This is a genomic window from Pseudomonas sp. TH32 (assembly GCF_016650855.1).
In the GTDB taxonomy this organism is placed as follows: Bacteria; Pseudomonadota; Gammaproteobacteria; order Pseudomonadales; family Pseudomonadaceae; genus Aquipseudomonas.
The window spans coordinates 5560806-5582097 of the sequence record NZ_JAEKFA010000002.1 but is presented as its reverse complement, the minus strand read 5'-3'; the positions used below and the strand labels follow the sequence as shown (position 1 = coordinate 5582097).

The window sequence follows — 21292 nt, the reverse complement described above, 5'->3', positions numbered from 1 at the left end:
TCAAAGCACGTAAACGAAGAAAAACAGCCCGATCCACACCACGTCCACAAAGTGCCAATACCAACTGGCCGCCTCGAACCCGAACTGGTGTTCGTTGTTGAAATGCCCTTTCAGGATGCGCATCAGCATCACAAACAAAATGATGGTGCCGATGGTCACGTGAGCACCGTGGAAGCCGGTGAGCATGAAGAAGGTCGCGCCGTACACACCGGAGCCCAGGGTCAGGCCCAGCTCCTTATAGGCATGGATGTATTCCTCGGCCTGGAAGCCGAGAAACGCCCACCCCAGCAGCACGGTGATCGCCAGCCAGATCTTCAATGCGCCGCGATGGCCTTTGCGCAAGGCATGGTGGGCGATGGTGATGGTCACGCTGGAGCTGACCAGCAAGATCGTATTGACCAGCGGCAAGCCCCACGGGCTGATGGTGCCCTTGGGTGCGGGAAACAGTTTCGGGTCAGGATTGTTCAACAGCGGCCAGGCAAATTCGAAGTTCGGCCACAGCATGTGTGCGATGCCCTTGTGGCCTTCGCCCGCCAGCCACGGCGCTGACATATGCCGCACATAAAACAGCGCACCGAAGAACGCGACGAAAAACATCACTTCGGAAAAGATGAACCAGGTCATGCCCCAGCGAAAGGAGCGGTCCATCTGCGAACTGTACAAACCGGCGCGGCTTTCCTTGATCACGGCGCCGAACCAGCCAAACATCATGTAGGCCAACAGCAGGCCGCCGACGAAAAAGATCAGCGGGCCGTGGGACTCCGGGCGTGCGGCCTTCAGATCGTTGAACCAGGTAGCCAGCCCGAACACCGTAATCAGCATGCCCAACGTGGCAATTATTGGCCATTTGCTTTGCGCTGGTACGTAGTACGTATCATTAGTCGACATGTATTCGTTCTCCTAATCGAGCCCGCAAGCAACGCCTAGCCGCCGGTATGGACAGCCACGGGCGGTTGGCGCGCGGTGATATCGAACAGCGTGTACGCCAGTGTCAAATGCTTCACATCCTTCGGCATGTCGCGGTCGACAATGAAGCGCACCGGCATCTCTATGCGCTGACCTGGCTGTAGCACTTGCTGGGTGAAGCAAAAACACTCGGTCTTGTGGAAGTACATCGCCGCCTCGGCGGGCGAAATGCTCGGCACCGCCTGCGCCGTCATCGGCTTGTCGGTGGGGTTGTAGGCCACGAACAGCATCTCGGTGACCGCGCCAGGATTGACCACCACCTCGTCGGCCTTGGAGTGGAACTCCCAGACCATGTCGATGGCGTTGGTGGACAGGAATTGCACCCGCACCTGGCGCGTCGGGTCTACCACCTGCTCGCCTTCGTACTGTCCGGCGGTCTTGCCGTTGATGCCGAACGCCTTGCACATCACGTCGTAGATCGGCACCAGGGCAAAGCCGAAGGCGAACATCGCCACCACCAGGATCAGCAGCCGCGTGACCAGGCGCTTGATAGGCACGGACTCAAGCATGGCGGCCACCTGCGAACGAATGTTCTGTGAATGGCTTTTCTGTGGGAGCTGGCTTGCCTGCGATGCTGGCAACTCGGTCTTTCAGGTACACCGAGGTGATGCCATCGCAGGCAAGCCAGCTCCCACAGGATAGGGAGGTGTTCATTTGACCTCCGGCGGCGTGGTGAAGGTGTGGTACGGCGCAGGCGAAGGGATGCTCCACTCCAGCCCTTCGGCGCCATCCCACGGCTTGGCCGGCGCAGGCTTGCCGCCACGGATGCACTTGATGACGATGAACAGGAAGAAGATTTGCGTCGCGCCAAAGGTGAAGGCACCGATGGAGGAGACCATGTTGAAATCGGCGAACTGCAAGTTGTAGTCCGGCACCCGACGCGGCATGCCGGCCAGTCCTACAAAGTGCATCGGGAAGAACGCCATGTTCATCCCCACGAACGACAGCCAGAAGTGCAGCTTGCCCAGGGTTTCGTCGTACATGTGGCCGGTCCATTTCGGCAGCCAGTAGTAGGCTGAGGCGAAGATCCCGAAGATCGCGCCGGGCACCAGTACGTAATGGAAGTGCGCCACCACAAAATAGGTGTCGTGGTACTGGAAATCCGCCGGGGCGATGGCCAGCATCAGGCCGGAGAACCCGCCGATGGTGAACAAAATCACGAAGGCCACGGCGAACAGCATCGGCGTCTCGAAGGTCAGCGAGCCTTGCCACATGGTGCTCACCCAGTTGAACACCTTCACCCCCGTGGGCACCGCGATCAGCAGGGTGGCGTACATGAAGAACAGCTCGCCCACCAGCGGGATACCCACCACGAACATGTGGTGCGCCCACACGATGAACGACAGGAACGCGATGCTCGCCGTGGCGTACACCATCGAGGTGTAGCCGAACAGTGGCTTGCGCGAGAAGGTCGGGATGATCGAGCTGACGGCACCGAAGGCCGGGAGGATCATGATGTACACCTCGGGATGCCCGAAGAACCAGAACACATGCTGGAACAACACCGGGTCACCGCCACCGGCGGCACTGAAGAAGCTGGTGCCGAAGTGGATGTCCATCAGCATCATGGTCACGCACCCGGCCAGCACCGGCATCACCGCGATCAGCAGGAAGGCGGTGATCAGCCAGGTCCAGACGAACAGCGGCATTTTCATCAGGGTCATGCCGGGGGCGCGCAGGTTGAGGATGGTGGCGATGACGTTGATCGCGCCCATGATCGAGCTGATGCCCATCAGGTGGATGGCGAAGATGAAGAACGTCACGCTTTCCGGCGCGTAGGTGGTGGAGAGCGGGGCGTAGAAGGTCCAGCCGAAGTTCGGCCCGCCGCCAGGCATGAACAGGGTGGACACCAGCATCAGGAACGCCGCCGGCAACAGCCAGAAGCTGAAGTTGTTCATGCGCGGCAGGGCCATGTCGGGCGCACCGATCATCAACGGGATCATCCAGTTGGCCAGGCCGACAAACGCCGGCATCACCGCACCGAACACCATCACCAGGCCATGCATGGTGGTCATCTGGTTGAAGAACGCCGGCTCCACGATCTGCAGGCCCGGCTGGAACAGCTCCGCACGGATCACCATGGCGAACGACCCGCCGAGCAGGAACATGGCGAAGCTGAACCACAGGTACATGGTCCCGATGTCTTTGTGGTTGGTGGTCAGCACCCAGCGCATCAGGCCCTTGGCGGGGCCGTGAGCGTGGTCACCGGCATGACCGTGGTCATCGATCACAGCGCTCATGGCTTTTCTCCTGCGAACGAGTGGGCGGGACGGTTCAGGGAAGACGCAATGAAGGAAGTCATTTGCTTTCCGCCTGTTTCAAAGCCAGCACGTCTTTAGGGGTGACCATGTCGCCTTTGTTGTTGCCCCAGGCGTTACGTTCGTAGGTCACGACCGCCGCGATATCGACTTCCGACAGTTGCTTGCCGAACGCCGCCATGGCGGTGCCGGGCTTGCCGAAGTACACGCGGTGCAGGTGGTCTTCCTTGGGTCCCGTGGCAATCGGCGAGCCTTTGAGCGCCGGGAACATCGGCGGCAGGCCCTGGCCTTCCGCCTGGTGACAGGCGACGCAGGTGGTGTGATAAACCTTGTCGCCACGGGCCACCAGTTCATCCAGGGTCCATTCCTTGGAGGTCAGCTCCTTGAGCTTGGCCGCCTCTTCCTTGCGCTCGCCGAGCCAGGTGTCGTAGTCGGCCTTGGACTTGACCTCCACCACGATCGGCATGAACCCGTGGTCCTTGCCGCACAATTCGGCGCACTGGCCGCGGTAGATGCCGGGCTTTTCAACCCGGGTCCAGGCCTCGTTGACGAAGCCGGGAATCGCATCACGCTTGACCGCAAACGCCGGCACCCACCACGAGTGGATCACGTCGGCGGCCGTCACCAGGAAGCGCACCTTGGCGCCCACCGGCAACACCAACGGCTGGTCGACTTCCAACAGGTAATGCTCGCCTTTGACGGCCTGGTTATGGATCTGCTCGGCGGGCGTGGCCAGGTTGCTGAAGAATTCGACGTCCTGACCCAGGTATTTGTAGTGCCACTTCCACTGGTAGCCGGTGACCTGGATGTCGATGTCCGACTCAGTGCTGTCGTAGATGTTGATCAACGTCTTGGTGGCCGGAATGGCCATCGCCACCAGGATCAGCAAAGGCACCACGGTCCAGAGAATCTCCACCGTCGTACTCTCGTGGAACTTGGCCGCCACTTGGCCCGTGGAGCGCCGATGGATGATCATCGACCAGAACATCGCGCCAAACACGACGATGCCAATCGCCACACAAATCCAGAAAATGGTCATGTGCAGGTCAAACACGGCGTGACTGACTTCAGTGGCCCCTGGCGCCATATTCGTTGTCCAGGCGGCTTGCGCCTGGCCGAATACTGACCACAACAGTAGGCCCATCCAAACATGTGGATGTCGCGTCATTGCGGGTTCCCCTTATCATTCTTGTTATCCCGCCGGTTTGCACCTGCGGCCAAGGGAGCGGCTTCCATACTGCTTACAACCGCCAAGCCTTGCCTGCTCATGCAGTCGGGCGTCATCAGCTAATTGCGTACAAAACCGAGTATAGACAGCGACCGCCACCCCGCAATGTGATCGGGCAAATGAACGAAAATGGACGAACCGACCACACAACAGGACCGATGGCGCGCGTTATCCGACGAACGATGGCGATTTGATATAACAGCAGTGCATAACCATGAAATAATTATGACAAATGCGTCTTAGGCTCTCGTATAAACGAGCTACCTTATGCTCTCCCTATTTCCTACGCCTGCATCACTGGAGCTTTCATGAACACCGCCGCATTGCGCGAGCAGATTTCCCGTGCCCATCAACACGAAACCAGCACTGGCCAGCTTGCTCAGCAGCTGGAAGTCCAGTTACCGCACCTGCACCCGGCTATCTCCCTGCCGGATGTCGACGCCAAAGGCGTGATGACGCGTTTTGTCAGCGCCTACATCGACCAGGTCCCGGATCTGCTGGACGCGGCCAACGATGTCGCCCGCGAAGCCGGTATTGAGAGCCAGATCAAACCGGTGCTGAAAATCGCCGAGCATTTCTTCCTGCAGCCTCCGGCGATCCTGGCCGGGCATGAAGGCCTGGACGGCTTGCTGGACGAGGCCTACCTGGCGCATCGCCTGGTGGAAGAGGTCAACGATCTGTATATCAAGCACTTCGGCCAGCCGTTGATTCCGCTGGATACCACCGTGGCGAACGTGATTGCTCACCAATTGATCGGCGAGACCTTTGCCAATCAGCTGGATGAAGCGGTGCACCACGCCGTGGACGAGATGCTCAACGAAGAGAGTTTTGCGCTGGAGTCGGTCGAAGCGTACCGCGACAAGCTCAAGAGCCCGGACACGGAAGCCGCCTGGAAGCGCTGGCCGTGCCTGTCGCGGCAGTTGGGCGTGGGGCTTGAGCTGGATCAGCCGGCGTAAATCTCCTGACTGACATAGATCCAATGTGGGAGCGGGCAAGCCCGCTCCCACATTTTGATCCGGTTTTGTCAGCCAATGGACGGCGCCGAACCTATCCCGGTCGTCGTCCTGACTCTGCCTTCCAACCTGCGTTTCAACCCCCGCGCCTCGATCACCAACGTCGAGCCCTTGGCCGCATTGGCGCGCCCCCATTCCTCCAGCAGCTCAAGGCAGGAATGGTCGATATAACTCAGGTTACTGAGGGGCACATGCACCGTGGTGCCGGCGGGCACCGTCGACAGCACCTGGGTCAATGCCGGCACCTTGAGAAAGGTCGCCGCGCCCGTCAAGCGCAACTCCATCTCGCCCTCCGGCGGCAGGTCGATCAGGCTTATTTTCAGGCGCGAAGCCTTGAACGCCAGCTTGACCAGCGTCAGCCCGAAGCCCACCAGCACGCCCGTCAGCAAGTCGGTAAAGATGATCGCCAGGGCCGTCGCGGCATAGGTAAACATCGGCATCCGGCCGTAACGCGCCAGGCCACGAAACACCTTCATATCCACCAACTTGATCCCGGTGTACACCAACACGCCCGCCAGGCTTGCCACCGGAATGCTTTGCAGCACACTGGACAGCAACAGCACGAACGCCAGCAGCCATAAGCCGTGGAACATCGCCGATAGCCGCGTGGTAGCGCCGGCCTGGACGTTGGCCGAACTGCGCACGATCACGCCGGTCATCGGCAGGGCGCCCACCAGGCCACACAGCATGTTGCCCACGCCTTGTGCCGACAATTCCTTGTCGAAATCGGAACGTTGCCCGGCGTGCATACGGTCGACAGCCGCCGCCGACAGCAATGTTTCGGCGCTGGCGATAAACGCCACGGCGAACGCAGCGATCAACAGGTTGGGGTCCGCCAGGTTCAGCAAGTCGCTGGGGCGCAGCCAGTCGATGGCGTCCGTCAGGTTTTCCGGCACCTCCACACGCTTGACCTGCAGCGCCAGTACCAGGCTGGTAACCGTCGCCAAGCCCACGCCGAGCAGGGCGCCCGGCACGAAGCGCAGCTTTTGTGGACGGAATTTGTCCCACAGCCACATCACCAGAATCGTCGACAGCCCGAGCAAACCGGCCTGCCAACCCAGGCCCCCGCCGAGGGTCGGAATCGCCTGGACCAACGCCGCCGGAAAGCCGGCGAGGTTATCCAGCCCGGAAGGTTTGGGTGCACCGTCGAGCATCACGTGGACTTGCGACAGGACAATCAGCACCCCGATACCCGCCAGCATCCCGTACACCACCGCAGGCGCAGTGACGCGAAACCAGCAACCCAGACGCAAGCGCCCGGCCACCAGTTGCAGGAAGCCCGCCAGCAACAGAATGGGCCCGAGCATGGCCATGCCATGCTGGCGCACCAACTCGAACACCAACACCGCCAAACCCGCCGCAGGCCCGCTGACTTGCAGCGGCGACCCCGCCAACCAACCCACGACAAGACCACCGATGATCCCGGTGATCAGGCCTTTGGCTGGCGGCATCCCTGATGCGATCGCGATCCCCATGCACAGCGGCAGGGCAACCAGAAACACAACCACGGAGGCCAGCAGCTCCCGTGGCAGCACAGCTTTTAATTGAGCAGCACGCATGATGACTCTCCCGAGGCATTCGCCGGGCGTGGCAAGGCCTGGCTGCTCGAATGGCAGCCATCGCTTTACCCGACAAGGGATTGTTTTAGAAGCGCGCTTTAGGCGTCGCGGATGGGATCGGTTGGGTACCGTTCAGGGGCAGGAACGCTGCCTGATCCGCATCGTAGGCCCTGATTTCACTGGTCTCGATGTCGTAGACCCAGCCATGGATAAACAGATGCCCGTTGGCCATGCGCGAAGCCACCGACGGGTGAGTGCGCAGGTGCTGCAACTGGGCAATCACGTTTTCCTCGGTGAGTACGTGCATGCTTTCGTGTTCGTTGGCGCAGTCACAGTTGTCCTGGACCATGGTCTTGGCGACCTCGGCGTGGCGCAGCCAGGCCTTTACCGTGGGCATTTTTTCCAGGCTTTGGGGGTTGAGCACTGCGCGCATGGCGCCGCAGTCGGAGTGGCCGCAAATAATGATGTGCTGCACGCCCAGGGCCAGTACCGCGTACTCGATGGCCGTGGAAACGCCGCCGTTCATCTGCCCATAAGGCGGCACGACGTTGCCGACGTTACGGGTCACGAACAAATCCCCCGGGGAGCTGTGGGTGATCAGTTCGGGAACGATGCGCGAGTCGGCGCAAGTAATGAACATCGCCCGTGGGCTCTGGGCCGTGGCGAGTTTTTTGAAGAGTTCTTCCTGCTGCGGAAAGATCTCGTTATGGAAATGCAAAAAGCCTTCAACGATGTGCTGCAGCGCTGCATCGGCGGATTCCGCCTCGTGAGGGGCTGAAGCCGACGCAGCCAACGGCTGTTTATCCTTGTCACTCATGATTCATCCTCTTGGTTGGAGCAGGGGAGTTTTCCAGTGCGGTTGGCGCCCAAACCGGAGCACCGACTCATTAGTCACTCGATGAACAAGGTACCCGCCGAAACTTAACTGAAACTGAATGAACCGCTCTAGATCGGGGCTTTCAGTGATATCAAAACGCAACTATTCCGACAGGAAAAGTACGCTTGCCCAGCAGTTTACAATAATGCCATCTGCCTGCCCGGCGGACAAAACGCCGTGCAATCCAGATTAAACCCTTCCCGGCGGTTGAGCCCCAATCGTTTGATCGCCTTGGCGAACCGTTGCGCCAACAGATCGGCAAACGGCCCTTCGCCGCGCATGCGTACACCGAAGCGGCTGTCGTAGACCTCACCGCCGCGCACCTGCCGCACCAGGCTCATCACATGGGCTGCCCGCTGCGGATAATGGGCCGCCAGCCATTCCTCGAACAGCGGCGCCACTTCCAGGGGCAGGCGCAGCATCATGTACGCCGCGCTTTGTGCACCAGCGGCATGGGCTTCGGCCAGCAGGCTTTCCAGCTCGCTGTCGTTGATCATCGGGATCATCGGCGAACACAACACGCCGACCGGGATTCCCGCCTCGCGCATCACCCGAATCGCCCGCAGCCGGGCCTTGGGCGCAGCCGTGCGCGGCTCCAGGATACGCTTGAGCTCATCGTCCAGGCTGGTGAGGCTGATCATCACCGCCACCAGCCGTTGCTGCGCCAGCTCGGTCAGCAGGTCGAGGTCCCGCAGGATCAGCGAGCCCTTGGTAATGATCGTCACCGGATGGCGATAGCGCAGCAGCACTTCCAGGGTCTGCCGGGTGATCTTGTACTCGCGCTCGATAGGCTGGTACGGGTCGGTATTGGAGCCCAGGTTGATCGGCGCGCAGCTGTAGCCCGGCTTCGACAGTTGCTGCTCCAGCACGTCGGCGGCGTTGGTCTTGGCGATCAGCTTGGTTTCGAAGTCCAGCCCCGGCGACAGGTCCCAATACGCGTGACTGGGCCGCGCATAGCAGTAGATACAACCATGCTCGCAGCCGCGATACGGGTTGATCGCCCGATCAAACGGGATATCCGGCGAGCTGTTGCGGGTGATGATGGTTTTCGCGGTTTCGATACGGACTTCGGTGCCCTGGGTCTGTGGCACTTCCTGATACCAGCCGTCGTCTTCCGCCACGCTGACAGTGGGCGCGAAACGATTGTGCAGGTTGGTGGCCGTGCCGCGCCCGCGAGGCGGCAGAGGAGTGGACATGAAAGCGCCTCTATACTGTTTTTTTATACAGTATAGAGGCGCAGCGTTTCTGACCAGTGCCGTTGGGCGGTCGATGCCCAATCAGTGCTTGGAGGTCACCTGGCCAAGGTCATCGCCGGAGGTCGTCTGCATGTCATTCTTGCGCAGGTTCGCCACGTCGCTGGCTTTCACCGGCGCGCCTTTATTACCCCAACTGCCCCGAACGAAACTGACGACATCCGCCACCTCCTGGTCCGACAACCGCCAGGCAAACGCCGGCATGGTGAAGGTCGAAGGCGCTGTGTGAGTCGCCGGCAACGTGCCGCCGTTCAACACGATGTTGATCAACGAGGTGGCATCCGCCGTCTGTAGCACCGGGTTGCCCGCCAGCGCCGGGAATACCCGGGTGTAGCCATGGCCGTCGGTACGGTGGCACGCCGCGCAGTTGTCGATATACACCGAAGCCCCCGGCTTGCTGTCATCGCCCTTCCACAGCGCGTCGGCGACTTGTTTGTCGTACTGATGCGGCTGGTCCTTCGGATCCACCGCCGGCAGGCTCTTGAGGTAACGGGCGATAGCCGTCAGGTCCTCTTCCGACATGTACTGCATGCTGTGTACTACAACGTCGCTCATGCCACCAAACACCGCACTGCGATCACTGCGCCCGGTCTTGAGGAATTGCACCAGTTGCTCCTCGCTCCAGCTACCCAGGCCGTCCTTGTGGTCGCCCCGCAGGCTCTTGGCAATCCAGCCTTCCAGCGGCGCACTGCCGGACAGGAAAGCGCTGCCATCCGACGCACTCAAGGATTTTTCCTGCATGGTCAGGGCCCGTGGTGTGTGGCAAGCGCCGCAGTGGCCGAGGCCTTCCACCAGATACGCGCCACGGCTGATCACCGGGTCGGCGCCCGCCTGGGCCTTGTAGTCCTCGACCTTGGGCGCAAACATCCAGCGCCATCCGGCCAACGGCCAGCGCATGCTCAACGGCCAGGGAATGTCGCTGTCCTTGTTCACCTGCGCCACTGGCTCCACGCCCTTCATGAAGTACGCATACAGCGCCTGCATGTCGCTTTCGCTGACCCGCGCATAAGACGGGTAGGGCATCGCCGGGTAAAGGGTACTACCGTTCTTGGCGACGCCATGGCGCACGGCCTGGTCGAAGTCTTCGAAGCTGTAGTCGCCCAGGCCGGTTTTGTCCGGGGTGATGTTGGTGGAGTAGATAGTGCCGATCGGGGTTTCCATCGGCAGGCCACCGGCGAACGGCTTGCCACCCTTGGCGGTGTGGCAGGCCACGCAGTCACCGGCGCGAGCCAGGTATTCACCCTGTTTGACCAGATCGGTTTCAGCCGCACTCACCGAGCAGCTGCTGAACAAGGCCAGGGACGCGATAACAAATGCTTTCATGGTCATCGCTCCTTATGCCTGAACCAGTGGGCCGGGGTTTTTCAGGTATTGCTCGCGAATCGCCCGCGCCGACCAGTAGGTCAGCGCCGCCACCAGGCCCGTTGGGTTGTAGCCCAAGCCTTGTGGGAACGCGGAAGCGCCCGGGACAAACACGTTGTGCACGTCCCAGCACTGCAAGTAGCGGTTCAAGGCACTGGTTTTCGGGTCAGTGCCCATGATCGCGCCACCGTTGAGGTGGGTGGTCTGGTAGGCCGCGGTGTTGAAGTGCTCACCGACTTTTTTGCCCAACAAGGCGATCGCCTTGGGGTTCATCGCTTCGGCAATCTTGCTCATTTTGTCGACCATGAAGCGGTTCATCTTGATGTCATTTTCCTGCCAGTCGAAGGTCATGCGCAGCAGCGGCAGGCCGTAGGCATCGCGGTAAACCGGGTCCAGATCGAGGTAGTTGCCACGGTAGGATTGATGAGCGCCGTGGGCATCCATTGACACCTGGTGAGTGTAGTAATCGGCGGTGGCGCGCTTCCAGGCACTGCCCCACGCCGGCGTGCCCGGCGGGTTGGACGTACCGGCAATCGGCCGGCTGCCCGCCTGGTTGACCCACATCGGCGAGCCGCCCACAAAGCCGTGAGGCCCGTGGTCGAAGTTGTCGGCGTTGAAGTCATCGATCGCCACACCGTTGCCGCCGGCGCCGATGAAGTTGTTGGTGTGCACGTCCTTGTCGAAGAACGCCTTGATGGTGGCCATGTTCTGGTAGGCGAAGTTCCGGCCCACCACGCCCTCGCCGGAGATCGGGTCGTAGGGCTTGCCGATGCCCGACAGCAGCATCAGGCGCACGTTGTTGAACTGGAAGGACCCGAGGATCACCAAGTCTGCCGGCTGCTCGCACTCGCGGCCTTGGGCGTCGACGTACGTCACGCCAGTGGCCTTGCGCTTGGTACTGTCGAGGTTGACCTTCAGCACGTGGGAATTGGGCCGCAGTTCGAACTTGGGCTCCTGGCGCAAGGCCGGCAGGATGTTCACGTTCGGCGAAGCCTTGGAATACATGTAGCAGACATAGCCGCTGCAGAAACCACAGAAGTTGCACGGGCCCATTTGCGCGCCGTAGGGGTTGGTGTACGGCCCCGACGTATTCGCGGAAGGCAAGTTGTAAGGCTTGTAACCCACGGCGGTGGCGGCCTTCTGGAACAACTGTGCGGAGACGGTGTTCTTCTGCGACTCCAGCGGGAAATGATTCGAGCGATCCGGCGCGTAAGGGTTGCCCCCCTTGCCTTCGCCCACCAGCTGGCCTTTCACCGTCCAGGCTTGACCGGAGGTGCCGAAGACTTTCTCGGCATAGTCGAAGAACGGCTCCAGTTCTTCATAGCTGACGCCGAAATCCTGGATGGTCATGTCCTTGGGAATGAAGTTTTTCCCGTAGCGCTCTTCGTAATGGCTGCGCATGCGCAACTCGATCGGGTCCACCCGAAAGTGCACGCCCGACCAATGCAGGCCGGCACCACCCACGCCGTTGCCGGGCAGGAAAGCGCCCAGTTGGCGGTTGGGCATCGCCACATCATTCACGCTATGGCGAATGGTCACGGTTTCCTTGGAGATGTCCTGGAAGAGTTTTTTACGCACGCTGTAGGTCAGTTCGTCGATGACCTGGGGATAGTTGCCGTCGGGGTAGGTGTCCTGCATCGGGCCGCGCTCCAGCGCTACCACGTTGAGGCCCGCTTCCGTCAGCTCCTTGGCCATGATCGCGCCGGTCCAGCCGAAGCCGACAATCACTGCATCCACTTTCTTCATGATGGTCGCCACGTTTATGCCCTCTCGCCACGGATGGAAACAGCCGGGAAGGGGTATTGCTCGTTGCGTTCAACCCAATCCATGAAATCGGCGCGGGCGCCGGGGAAGCCGATCATGGTCCAGCCGACCATGCCTTTGTTGCCACCGTGGACCGGGTCGCAGAAGAAGCCTTCCTTGGTGTTTTGCAGCAACAGGTTGAAGAAAATCTTCGGCGGAACACTGTCGAACTGCGCGTCGCCGGCCTCCAGACGCTGCAGCAATTTTTCCTGGGTAGCGCTGTCTTGCTCGGCAAATAGCTTACCGTTCATCGCTTTCGACCAGGCATCCGTGGCAGCGATGCCGAGGCGATAGATCTCCTTGGGCACCAGTTTGCTCTGCCAACCCATTTCAGGCGGCGCATCGGCGTTGAACGGGCCTTGCATGAACCACAGGGCACCCGCCGCGTACGGCGTGTTCATCTGGCGGTCGATGTATTCCGGCGCACCGGCTTCCAGGGCGCCCGGGCCTTGGTCATCCGCCGGGATCAAGCGGGCCACGGCCGCGTTGATAAAAGCCCATTCCTCGGCAGTGAAATAGCTCGGCTCATACGCCTGGGTGCTGACAGGCGCCTTTTCGGGGTTGGCTTGAACCGGCTCGGGAACGGCCATCAGCATCGAACCGCCCAGGCCCGTGCTGGCGACAGTGACCACGGGGATCAAGGTCAAGGATTTGCGCAAAAACTCACGCCGGGGGTTGTCTTGATCTTGATCAGACATGGTGGCACCTCATCATGTGGTCACGGATTTATCAGCCGCTTCATGGAGCGACTTATTAGTTTTGGCAGCAAATGGGATCCAAAGGATCCCAAAGGGATAGAACACAGCAGCAATCAATAGTTACAAAGGATAGCAGGCTAAGGATCGAGGAGAATCGATTCAGCCGGAAAAAACAGCATGCGTTCACGATTCTTTGACGAGAGCCTCACGCGGCATTGACCCCCCTTGGGCGAATCTGGGCCCCATCAGCCCTTTCCTATTCGGTTACATCGCCCATGTTCAACCATCAATTGCTGCCCGCCCTCAGCCTGGCGTTCATGGCGCTGTTTACTACCGTCCACGCCCAGGCCGAAGAGCTCACGCCCATCCGGTCAGCGGAATGGGCCCAGCCGGTGGGCAACCAATACAACCTGTATCAAATGTCGCCCACCCTCTATCGCAGCGCACTGCCGGATAGCAGCGCGGTTCCGGTCCTGGAAAAGCTGAAGATCGGTACGGTGATCAATTTCCTGCCCGAATCCGACAGCAAGTGGCTGAAATCCACAGGCATCAAACAAGTCCAACTGACCTATCGCACCAATCATGTCGACGACAGCGACGTGCTGGCCGCGCTGCGCGCCATTCAGGACGCCGAAGGCAATGGCCCCGTGCTGATGCACTGCAAACACGGCTCCGATCGCACCGGCCTGATGGCGGCGATGTATCGGGTGGTGGTTCAGGGGTGGAGCAAGGAGGAGGCGCTGAGCGAAATGACCTTGGGGGGCTTTGGTGCAAGCAGCGGCTTTAAAGACGGCGTTCGCTACATGATGAAGGCCGATGTCGACAAGTTACGCACGGCACTGGCCAACGGTGAATGCAGCACCAGCGCGTTTGCACTGTGCTCGATGAAAAGCTGGCTGAATACCGCAGACACCGCCAAGGACGCGGCAGCCGAAAAAACAGCCTTAGTGATCACCCCCTGAGCCATCCGCTCAGGGGGCGTAGACCCGTCAGTCTTTTTTCAACTTCGGATTCGGGAAAAACTGCACCGCCTGCACCTTGGGATCCGGTGCTTTCAGTGCCGATGTATTCACCCGTGTGCCCAATTCCTTGGGCACTGACAGACCTTGCTCATTGAGCGTGTCGGAATATCCGCAAGCCACGCATTCGCGGTGCGGCACGTAGTCCTCGCTCCACATCATCAACTTGTCCGGCTCGCTGCACGCCGGGCAGACCGCCCCGGCGATAAAGCGTTTTTTGGTTTTCACAGGTGCTTCACTCATGCTGCCGCGTCCTCACTCAGGCCGCTGTGGCGCAAGAGTGCGTCAATCGACGGCGCACGTCCGCGGAAATCGACGAACAGCACCATCGGCGCCTGGGAGCCACCACGGGCCAGAATCGCCTCGCGGAACGCCCGGCCTGTCTCGGCGTTGAGCACGCCGTCTTCTTCGAACTTGGAGAAGGCATCGGCCGACAGCACTTCCGCCCACTTGTAGCTGTAGTAACCCGCCGCGTAACCGCCGGCAAAGATGTGCGCAAAGCTGTTGGGGAAGCGGTTGTAGGCCGGTGGGCGCATCACCGACACCTCGTCACGCACGCCTTCCAGCACCTGCAACACGCTGCGGCCATCGCCGTGGGTGGCGTGCAGCTCAAAGTCGAACAGCGAGAATTCCAACTGGCGCACCATCATCAGGCCGGACTGGAAGTTCTTCGCCGCGAGCATTTTTTCCAGCAGGTCCTGGGGCAGCGGCTCACCGGTTTCGTAGTGACCGGAGATCAGCGCCAGGCCTTCAGGCTCCCAGCACCAGTTCTCCATGAACTGGCTCGGCAACTCCACCGCATCCCAGGCCACGCCGTTGATGCCAGACACGCCAGCGTGTTCAACGCGGGTCAACAGGTGGTGCAGGCCGTGGCCGAATTCGTGGAACAGCGTGGTCACTTCATCGTGGGTCAGCAGGGCAGGTTTGCCGCTGTCCGCCGGGGTGAAGTTGCACACCAGGTTGGCCACCGGGCTTTGCAGCACGCCATTGAGGGTGCGGCGGCGGTCACGGGCACCGTCCATCCAGGCACCGCCACGCTTGTTGGCGCGGGCGTACAGGTCAAAGAAGAAGCGGCCGACGTGTTGGCCGTTTTCCTTGATTTCGAACAGGCGAACGTCCGGGTGCCAGGTGTCGAAGCCTTTCTGTTCGGCGATCTCGATGCCGTACAGGCGCTGCACGATGGCGAACAGGCCGCTGAGCACCTTGTCGATCGGGAAGTAGGCGCGCAGGGCTTCCTGGGCCACGCTGTAGCGTTGTTCACGCAGCTTTTCGCCGTAGAAACCGCTGTCCCAGCTTTGCAGGTCCGGGCAGCCTTGTTCGGCGGCGTAGGCCTTGAGCTGTTGCAGGTCCTGGGTGGCAAACGGTTTGCTGCGCTTGGCCAGGTCCCGCAGGAAGCTCAACACCTGGTCGCTGGACTCGGCCATTTTGGTGGCCAGGCTCAGTTCGGAGAACGAGGCGAAGCCCAGCAGCTGTGCCAGCTCCTGACGCAGGTCGAGGATCTGTTCCATGACCGGGCCGTTATCGTTCTGGCCGGCATTCGGGCCCTGGTCCGACGCACGGGTGCAGTAGGCCGCGTAGATTTCTTCACGCAGGGCGCGGTCGTGGGCGTAGGTCATCACCGCGTAGTAGCTCGGGAATTCCAGGGTGATCAGCCAGCCGTCGAGGCCCTTGGCCTGGGCGGCGGCGGCCATTTGTGCCTTGGCCGAATCAGTCAGGCCGGCGAGGGTCGCTTCGTCAGTGACGTGTTTGGTCCAGGCCTGGGTGGCGTCGAGCAATTGGTTGGAGAACTTGCTGCCCAGCTCGGAGAGTTTGCTCTGCACTTCGGCATAACGTTTTTGCTGCTCAGGCGGCAAATCGATACCCGACAGGCGGAAGTCCCGCAGCGAGTGTTCCAGAATGGTTTTTTGCGCCACGTCGAAGCCGGCGGCTTCCGGGCTGTTGGCCAAAGCTTCGAAGGCCTGGAACAGCTCGCGGTTCTGGCCCATCTCGGTGGAGTAGGCGCTCAGTGCCGGCAGGCACGCCTCGTAGGCTTCGCGCAGTTCGGTGCTGTTGCACACGGCATTCAGGTGGCTGACCGGGCTCCAGGCGGCGCCCAGGCGGTCATTGAGTTCGTCCATGGCCAGGACCAGCCCGGCCCAGGTCGGATTTTTACCCTGGCTTTGCAGGATGCCTTCGATTGCGACGCGGTTGTCGGCGAGGATCTGTTCAATGGCCGGCTGTACGTGCTCGGCACGGATCGCCGAGAACGGCGGCAGGTCGTAGGACTGCAGAAGAGGGTTGTTCGCGCTCACGGTTGGCACCTTGGCTGAAGAAACATGTAAGAACAAAGATGGGGCCATCTTAATTACAATCAACGCCCACCGCAGCTATCAGCAGAAGAGAGAGAGCCTATCGTGACCCTTCGCACCTACCAGAATCACACGCCGGCCTTGGCCGCCGGGGCTTTCGTCGATGCATCGGCGGTGGTGATCGGCGACGTCGAAATCGGCGCCGACAGCTCGGTATGGCCGCTGACGGTGATCCGCGGCGATATGCACCGCATCCGCATCGGTGCGCGCACCAGCGTGCAGGACGGCTGCGTGCTGCACATTACTCACGCAGGGCCCTTCAATCCTGATGGCTTCCCGCTGCTGATCGGTGACGACGTGACCATCGCCCACAAGGTCATGTTGCATGGCTGCACGGTGGGCAGCCGGATCCTGATCGGCATGGGCAGCATTGTGATGGACGGCGCCGTGGTGGAAGACGACGTCATCATCGGTGCCGGCAGCCTGGTGCCGCCGGGCAAGAAACTCGAAAGCGGTTTTTGTATGTGGGCAGCCCGGTTAAACAAATCCGCCCGCTGACTGACAAGGAGCGGGCGTTCTTCACCTACAGCGCCGCGAACTACGTGAAGCTCAAAGACCTGCACCTGGCCGAAGGCTTCGACCAATGACAAGGACCCCCATGCATTACCAAACCGTTTTGTTCGACCTGGACGGCACCCTCACCGACCCGCGCGAAGGCATCACCCGTTCGATCCAGTACGCCCTCGCCAAACTGGGCATTGATGAGCCGGACCTGACCAAACTCGAACACTTCATCGGCCCGCCGCTGTTGCAAGCCTTCATGCAGTTCTACGGCTTCGACGAGGCCAAGGCCTGGGAAGCGGTGAATTTTTACCGCGAGCGCTTCAAAGTCACCGGCCTGTACGAAAACCGCGTGTTTGACGGCGTGATGCCGCTGCTGGAGGCACTGAACGGCCAGGGTCGCCAGCTGTATGTGGCCACGTCCAAGCCTTGGGTGTTTGCCCGTGAAATCGCCCGGCACTTTGATTTTGCCCGGCATTTCAAGGTGATCTACGGCAGCGAGCTGGACGGCACCCGCACCAACAAGGTTGAGCTGATCGCCCACCTGATGGCTGAAGAAGGCCTGGACGCGGCCAGCACCTTGATGATTGGCGACCGCAAGCACGACCTGATCGGCGCCCGCAGCAATGGGCTGGACTCGGCGGCGGTAGGTTATGGGTTTGGCAGCCATGAAGAGCTGAGCGCCGAGGCGCCGACCTGGAATTTCGAAACATTGGCTGAGATGCATCAGGCGTTTTTGCAACGCTGATGCCTAGGGCTTCTGCGCGGCCTCCAGCCGCGCAAGGGCCGCCTTGCGCTGATCCCCCGGCAACCCGCCCAGCTTCTCCACCGCGACAAAAAACTTCGCCCAATCCCCGCCTTCCTGCCGGAACAATGCGGCGAACGCCGGCACCCACTGGTCATACAGGCCAAACGGCAACAACCTTGCGTTGTTCATCGGCAAGTTCATCCAGGCGTCGTAGCGCTTGTCACCCCCCCACTGGCTATCACGCATTTGCCGATAGTCCCTGCGCAGGCGCTCGAATTCGGCCGCCTTGGCCTGGCGCATCGCATCGGCCGCCAGTGGCTGCGCATACAGTTGCTCCAGGCGCTTGCGGGTGTCGAGCACCAGCCGGGTGAACTGGTCGCGCTGTTTCAACGCCGACTCGCTGGCCGGCGGCAAACCCCGTGCTGCACGCCATTGGCGAGTGCCTTCCTGCTCCACAAAGGTGGCATACGACTCGTTGAACTCGGTGTCGTCCTTCACATAAAACCGCTGGTGCGCCAGCTCATGGAAAATCAGCGTGGCCAGGCGCTCATCGCCCCAGTTCATCATCGAATTCATGATCGGATCATTGAACCAGCCGAGGGTGGAATAGGCCTCGACGCCGCCAATCGACACGTCCATGCCTTGCTGCTTCAGCAACGCCGCCTGGCCGCGCGCGGCGCCCTGGTTGTAATAACCGCGATAGGCCACGCAGCCGGCAATCGGGAAGCAGTGGGTCTGGGGCGAGAGGGAAAATTCAGGCGTGGCGAAGACGTTCCAGACTACGTACTGGCGGCCGATATCGGCATACAAGCGGTAACTCTGGTTATCCGGCAGGTGCAGGTGCTCGCTCGCGAACGTGCGGGCTTTCTGCGACTGCGCCAGATGCTCACGCAGCACCTGCGGGCGGGACGGGTCGGCGATGACCGTGGAGACCGGCTCCCGGGCCCGCAGCAATTGCCATTGGCCGTCCGCCAGTTGGCTGTAATAGCTGACGCTGGAACAGCCGCTGAGCCACAACAGCATCAACCCGGGAAGTAAACGCCTGACCATTCAAACCTCTCACCGGTAATCATCCCGCCAGACTATCTCGCCTGTGGGGAATTTTTCCATGGCGTGGCGTGTTTATACTCATAGGGAGTCTGCTGCCGAATGCAGCCGCTCGAAAAATCATTCCTACAGTTGAGTGCTTAACATGCGTCAGCTACTGCTTCCCGTCGCCGCGATTTTTCTCAGTGCCTGCGCGTCGACGCCGCTCCCTGCGGTTGACCCGCAACAAGCCTGGGTCGACTTCGCCACCCCGACACCCGGTGCCAAGCTGGTGATGGCGCAACGCCTGGACGGGAAGAACCTGAACGACGGGCGCTTCTTCCAGGTGCCGCCAGGCAGCCATGAATTGATGGTGCGCTTTGATTTCGAGGTGCCTACCGGCGGCAGCTTCGGCGGGTTTGGCCAAACCACTGACCGCACCTGCTTCATGACCCTGCAATACGAACGTTTCGAGGCAGGCCAGCGTTATCGCCTGGAAGGGCGCTCACTGGGCTACAACCCGAATATCCGGCTGTACAACAAAGCGGGTCAGTTGCTGGCGGAAGAACGTAGCGTCAACTGCATCTGATCAGTCGTTGTTCTTCTGGTAGAGGATGCGCTTGGTTCCGTTCTCACAAGAGCCGACGATCATGGCGCTGTCATGATTTTTGGCCTCTTCGGCGGTAATGATTTCCAGGGTGTAGGACGGAATGGCTTTGGCCTGGATGTTTACCTCGATCTCTTTCCTCAGCTCTTCACAGTCTTTCGGCGCGGCCAGGGCTGATGTGGCCAGCGCACCGCAGATAACCGCCAAGGCAATACGTTTCATGTGTGAAGCTCCCTGAATGCACGCGCACGGGTGTGCGCTAAGTCTGCAATCGGCTATTCGACCACACTTGTACCTGCAGGGGCGAGCAAGCTCACCCCTGCAAGGGGGCTGGATCAACTAACGAGGGTACCATCCAGGGTGATGGTTGCATTCAACACCTTGGACACCGGGCATCCTTCCTTGGCCTTTTTGCTCAGTTCATCGAACTGCGCCTGGCTGGCGCCCGGGATCTTCGCCTTGAGGATCAAGTGCACCGCAGTGATCGCAAAGCCGCCGTCCACCTGGTCCAGGGTCACTTCGGCCTGGGTGTCGATGCTGTCGGCCTTGAGCCCGGCGTCGCCCAGAATCATGGAAAAGGCCATGGAGAAACAGCCGGCATGGGCCGCGCCGATCAGTTCTTCAGGGTTGGTACCCTTGCCGCCTTCGAAACGAGCCTTGAAGCCGTAGGGCGCTTCGCGCAGCACGCCGGTCTCCGTGGAGATGGAACCCAGGCCAGTCTTCAGGTCGCCTTCCCAATGCGCGGATGCTTTTTTAACGATACTCATAGCGGTCTCCTCGAACGGTGGTTTTGCGTCAGTAAGGGTTCTGAGGATAGACGCCCCGGCAAAGTTCATCTTGTCGGAGAAACCTAGCGATTAAGTAGGAAATTTCACAGTCGCTATTGAATCTCGGGTATATGCCCTCATTGCATAGAACATGCACATGAAGCGGCAGGTTTTGGTTCGTCTAAGAAGCCTGCGCCCCCATTGGAGAAGCAGGCTTATGAAACCGCTGTCCGACGTTAAATTCTCGACCCTCGACCTCGTGCCCGTACGCGCCAACGGCAGTCCGGCACAGTCGCTGCGCAATTCCCTGGACTTGGCCCAGCACGTGGAAAAATTTGGCTACAACCGTTTCTGGGTGGCCGAACACCACAATATGGACGGCATCGCCAGTTCGGCGACCTCGGTGTTGCTGGGTTACCTGGCCGGCGGCACCTCGACGATCCGCGTTGGTTCCGGCGGCGTGATGCTGCCCAACCATGCGCCGCTGGTGATCGCCGAGCAGTTCGGCACCCTCGAAAGCCTGTACCCGGGCCGCATCGACCTGGGCCTTGGCCGCGCACCAGGCTCCGACCAGATGACCGCCCGCGCGCTGCGCCGTGAACGCTCCGGCAGCGCTGATGATTTCCCGGAAGACGTGGCAGAACTGATGGCCTACCTCGGCCCGCGCACCCCGGACCAGCGTGTGATCGCCGTACCCGGCACCGGCACCAATGTGCCTGTGTGGCTGCTGGGCTCGAGCCTGTTCAGTGCGCAACTGGCGGGCGAGCGCGGTTTGCCTTACGCCTTTGCCTCACATTTCGCACCGCGCCTGATGCATGAGGCGATTCGCGTCTATCGCAACCACTTCAAGCCTTCAGCCGTGCTGGACAAGCCCTACGTGATGCTCGGCATCCCGCTGGTGGCCGCCGACACCGATGAGCAAGCCGATTACCTGGCCACCTCGGTGTACCAGCGAATCCTCGCGCTGATGCGTGGGCAAAGCCTGGTGCAGCGTCCGCCGGTTAAAACCATGGACGGCCTGTGGCTGCCGCACGAGAAAGACGCCGTAGGCAGTTTCCTTGGCCTGGCGATGGTGGGCAGCCCGCAGAAAATCCGCGCCAAACTGGAAGTACTGGTGGAGCAGACCGGCGCTGATGAGCTGATCTTTACCTGCGACCTGTACGAGCACGCCGACCGGATTCATTCCTACGAGCTGCTGGCGCAGGTCATGAAGGGCTAAACCGCAGGCATAAAAAAACCGACGCACTTGCGTCGGTTTT

General features: G+C 60.8%; 20 protein-coding genes and 1 pseudogene. 6 read left to right on the top strand and 15 right to left on the bottom strand.

Annotated elements, in window-relative coordinates; all coding sequences use genetic code 11:
* The 4 genes from JFV30_RS29315 to coxB form a co-directional block, all read right to left on the bottom strand.
* Positions 1–888, bottom strand: a complete 888-nt coding sequence (locus JFV30_RS29315) for a cytochrome c oxidase subunit 3 (protein ID WP_201125798.1) — start codon at positions 886–888, stop codon at positions 1–3.
* 35 nt (positions 889–923) lie between these two features.
* A complete protein-coding gene (locus JFV30_RS29310) occupies positions 924–1475 on the bottom strand; it encodes a cytochrome c oxidase assembly protein (RefSeq protein ID WP_008439615.1) in 552 nt (183 codons plus the stop codon).
* A gap of 141 nt (positions 1476–1616) precedes the next feature.
* On the bottom strand, positions 1617–3206 hold the full coding sequence (ctaD, locus tag JFV30_RS29305) for a cytochrome c oxidase subunit I (RefSeq protein WP_063033712.1): 1590 nt from the start codon (positions 3204–3206) through the stop codon (positions 1617–1619).
* A 58-nt stretch (positions 3207–3264) separates the two neighbouring features.
* Positions 3265–4392, bottom strand: coding sequence for a cytochrome c oxidase subunit II (gene coxB / locus JFV30_RS29300; protein ID WP_010168606.1), 1128 nt, complete (start codon positions 4390–4392; stop codon positions 3265–3267).
* A 368-nt stretch (positions 4393–4760) separates the two neighbouring features.
* Between coxB and JFV30_RS29295 the strand changes: the two genes are divergently transcribed.
* Entirely contained in the window at positions 4761–5408 is a 648-nt protein-coding gene (locus JFV30_RS29295) for a hypothetical protein (protein WP_010168604.1), read from the top strand.
* A gap of 68 nt (positions 5409–5476) precedes the next feature.
* On the opposite strand, the gene JFV30_RS29290 is transcribed toward JFV30_RS29295, so the two are convergent.
* The 6 genes from JFV30_RS29290 to JFV30_RS29265 form a co-directional block, all read right to left on the bottom strand.
* Complete coding sequence (locus JFV30_RS29290; protein WP_201125797.1) at positions 5477–7024, bottom strand: SulP family inorganic anion transporter; 1548 nt, start codon at positions 7022–7024, stop codon at positions 5477–5479.
* An 85-nt stretch (positions 7025–7109) separates the two neighbouring features.
* Entirely contained in the window at positions 7110–7841 is a 732-nt protein-coding gene (locus JFV30_RS29285) for a carbonic anhydrase (RefSeq protein ID WP_003214859.1), read from the bottom strand.
* A 197-nt stretch (positions 7842–8038) separates the two neighbouring features.
* Positions 8039–9097, bottom strand: coding sequence for a PA0069 family radical SAM protein (locus JFV30_RS29280; RefSeq protein ID WP_169386729.1), 1059 nt, complete (start codon positions 9095–9097; stop codon positions 8039–8041).
* Between the two features lie 81 nt (positions 9098–9178).
* The gene (locus JFV30_RS29275; RefSeq protein WP_010168598.1) at positions 9179–10477 is read right to left on the bottom strand and encodes a cytochrome c; all 1299 of its coding nucleotides are present in this window, start codon (positions 10475–10477) and stop codon (positions 9179–9181) included.
* A gap of 12 nt (positions 10478–10489) precedes the next feature.
* Complete coding sequence (locus JFV30_RS29270; protein WP_201125796.1) at positions 10490–12274, bottom strand: GMC family oxidoreductase; 1785 nt, start codon at positions 12272–12274, stop codon at positions 10490–10492.
* Positions 12275–12276: 2 nt separating this feature from the next.
* Complete coding sequence (locus tag JFV30_RS29265) at positions 12277–13017, bottom strand: gluconate 2-dehydrogenase subunit 3 family protein (RefSeq protein WP_201125795.1); 741 nt, start codon at positions 13015–13017, stop codon at positions 12277–12279.
* 275 nt (positions 13018–13292) lie between these two features.
* Here JFV30_RS29265 and JFV30_RS29260 point away from each other — a divergent pair, with 275 nt between their 5' ends.
* Complete coding sequence (locus tag JFV30_RS29260; protein WP_201126251.1) at positions 13293–13979, top strand: dual specificity protein phosphatase family protein; 687 nt, start codon at positions 13293–13295, stop codon at positions 13977–13979.
* Between the two features lie 27 nt (positions 13980–14006).
* Here JFV30_RS29260 and JFV30_RS29255 read toward each other — a convergent pair whose 3' ends face one another.
* Together JFV30_RS29255 and prlC are read right to left on the bottom strand one after the other, a co-directional pair.
* Complete coding sequence (locus JFV30_RS29255; RefSeq protein ID WP_201125794.1) at positions 14007–14279, bottom strand: YheV family putative zinc ribbon protein; 273 nt, start codon at positions 14277–14279, stop codon at positions 14007–14009.
* On the bottom strand, positions 14276–16375 hold the full coding sequence (gene prlC, locus JFV30_RS29250; protein ID WP_201125793.1) for an oligopeptidase A: 2100 nt from the start codon (positions 16373–16375) through the stop codon (positions 14276–14278). The genes JFV30_RS29255 and prlC overlap by 4 nt, the downstream gene beginning before the upstream one ends.
* A gap of 54 nt (positions 16376–16429) precedes the next feature.
* Between prlC and JFV30_RS29245 the strand changes: the two are divergent.
* Together JFV30_RS29245 and JFV30_RS29240 are read left to right on the top strand one after the other, a co-directional pair.
* Positions 16430–16971: pseudogene (locus JFV30_RS29245) on the top strand (gamma carbonic anhydrase family protein).
* An 11-nt stretch (positions 16972–16982) separates the two neighbouring features.
* Positions 16983–17633 carry an HAD family hydrolase gene (locus tag JFV30_RS29240; protein WP_201125792.1) on the top strand — a complete coding sequence of 217 codons (651 nt, stop codon included), beginning with the start codon at positions 16983–16985 and terminating at the stop codon, positions 17631–17633.
* Between the two features lie 3 nt (positions 17634–17636).
* Here JFV30_RS29240 and JFV30_RS29235 read toward each other — a convergent pair whose 3' ends face one another.
* A complete protein-coding gene (locus tag JFV30_RS29235) occupies positions 17637–18683 on the bottom strand; it encodes an aminopeptidase (protein WP_201125791.1) in 1047 nt (348 codons plus the stop codon).
* Positions 18684–18825: 142 nt separating this feature from the next.
* On the opposite strand from JFV30_RS29235, the gene JFV30_RS29230 reads away from it, so the two are divergent.
* Complete coding sequence (locus JFV30_RS29230; protein ID WP_010168582.1) at positions 18826–19248, top strand: PA0061/PA0062 family lipoprotein; 423 nt, start codon at positions 18826–18828, stop codon at positions 19246–19248.
* Here JFV30_RS29230 and JFV30_RS29225 read toward each other — a convergent pair whose 3' ends face one another.
* On the bottom strand, positions 19249–19488 hold the full coding sequence (locus JFV30_RS29225; protein WP_010168581.1) for a DUF1161 domain-containing protein: 240 nt from the start codon (positions 19486–19488) through the stop codon (positions 19249–19251).
* A gap of 113 nt (positions 19489–19601) precedes the next feature.
* Positions 19602–20033, bottom strand: coding sequence for an OsmC family protein (locus tag JFV30_RS29220; protein WP_010168580.1), 432 nt, complete (start codon positions 20031–20033; stop codon positions 19602–19604).
* 217 nt (positions 20034–20250) lie between these two features.
* Between JFV30_RS29220 and JFV30_RS29215 the strand changes: the two genes are divergently transcribed.
* Entirely contained in the window at positions 20251–21252 is a 1002-nt protein-coding gene (locus JFV30_RS29215) for an LLM class flavin-dependent oxidoreductase (protein WP_010168579.1), read from the top strand.
* The last annotated feature ends 40 nt before the right edge of the window (positions 21253–21292 follow it).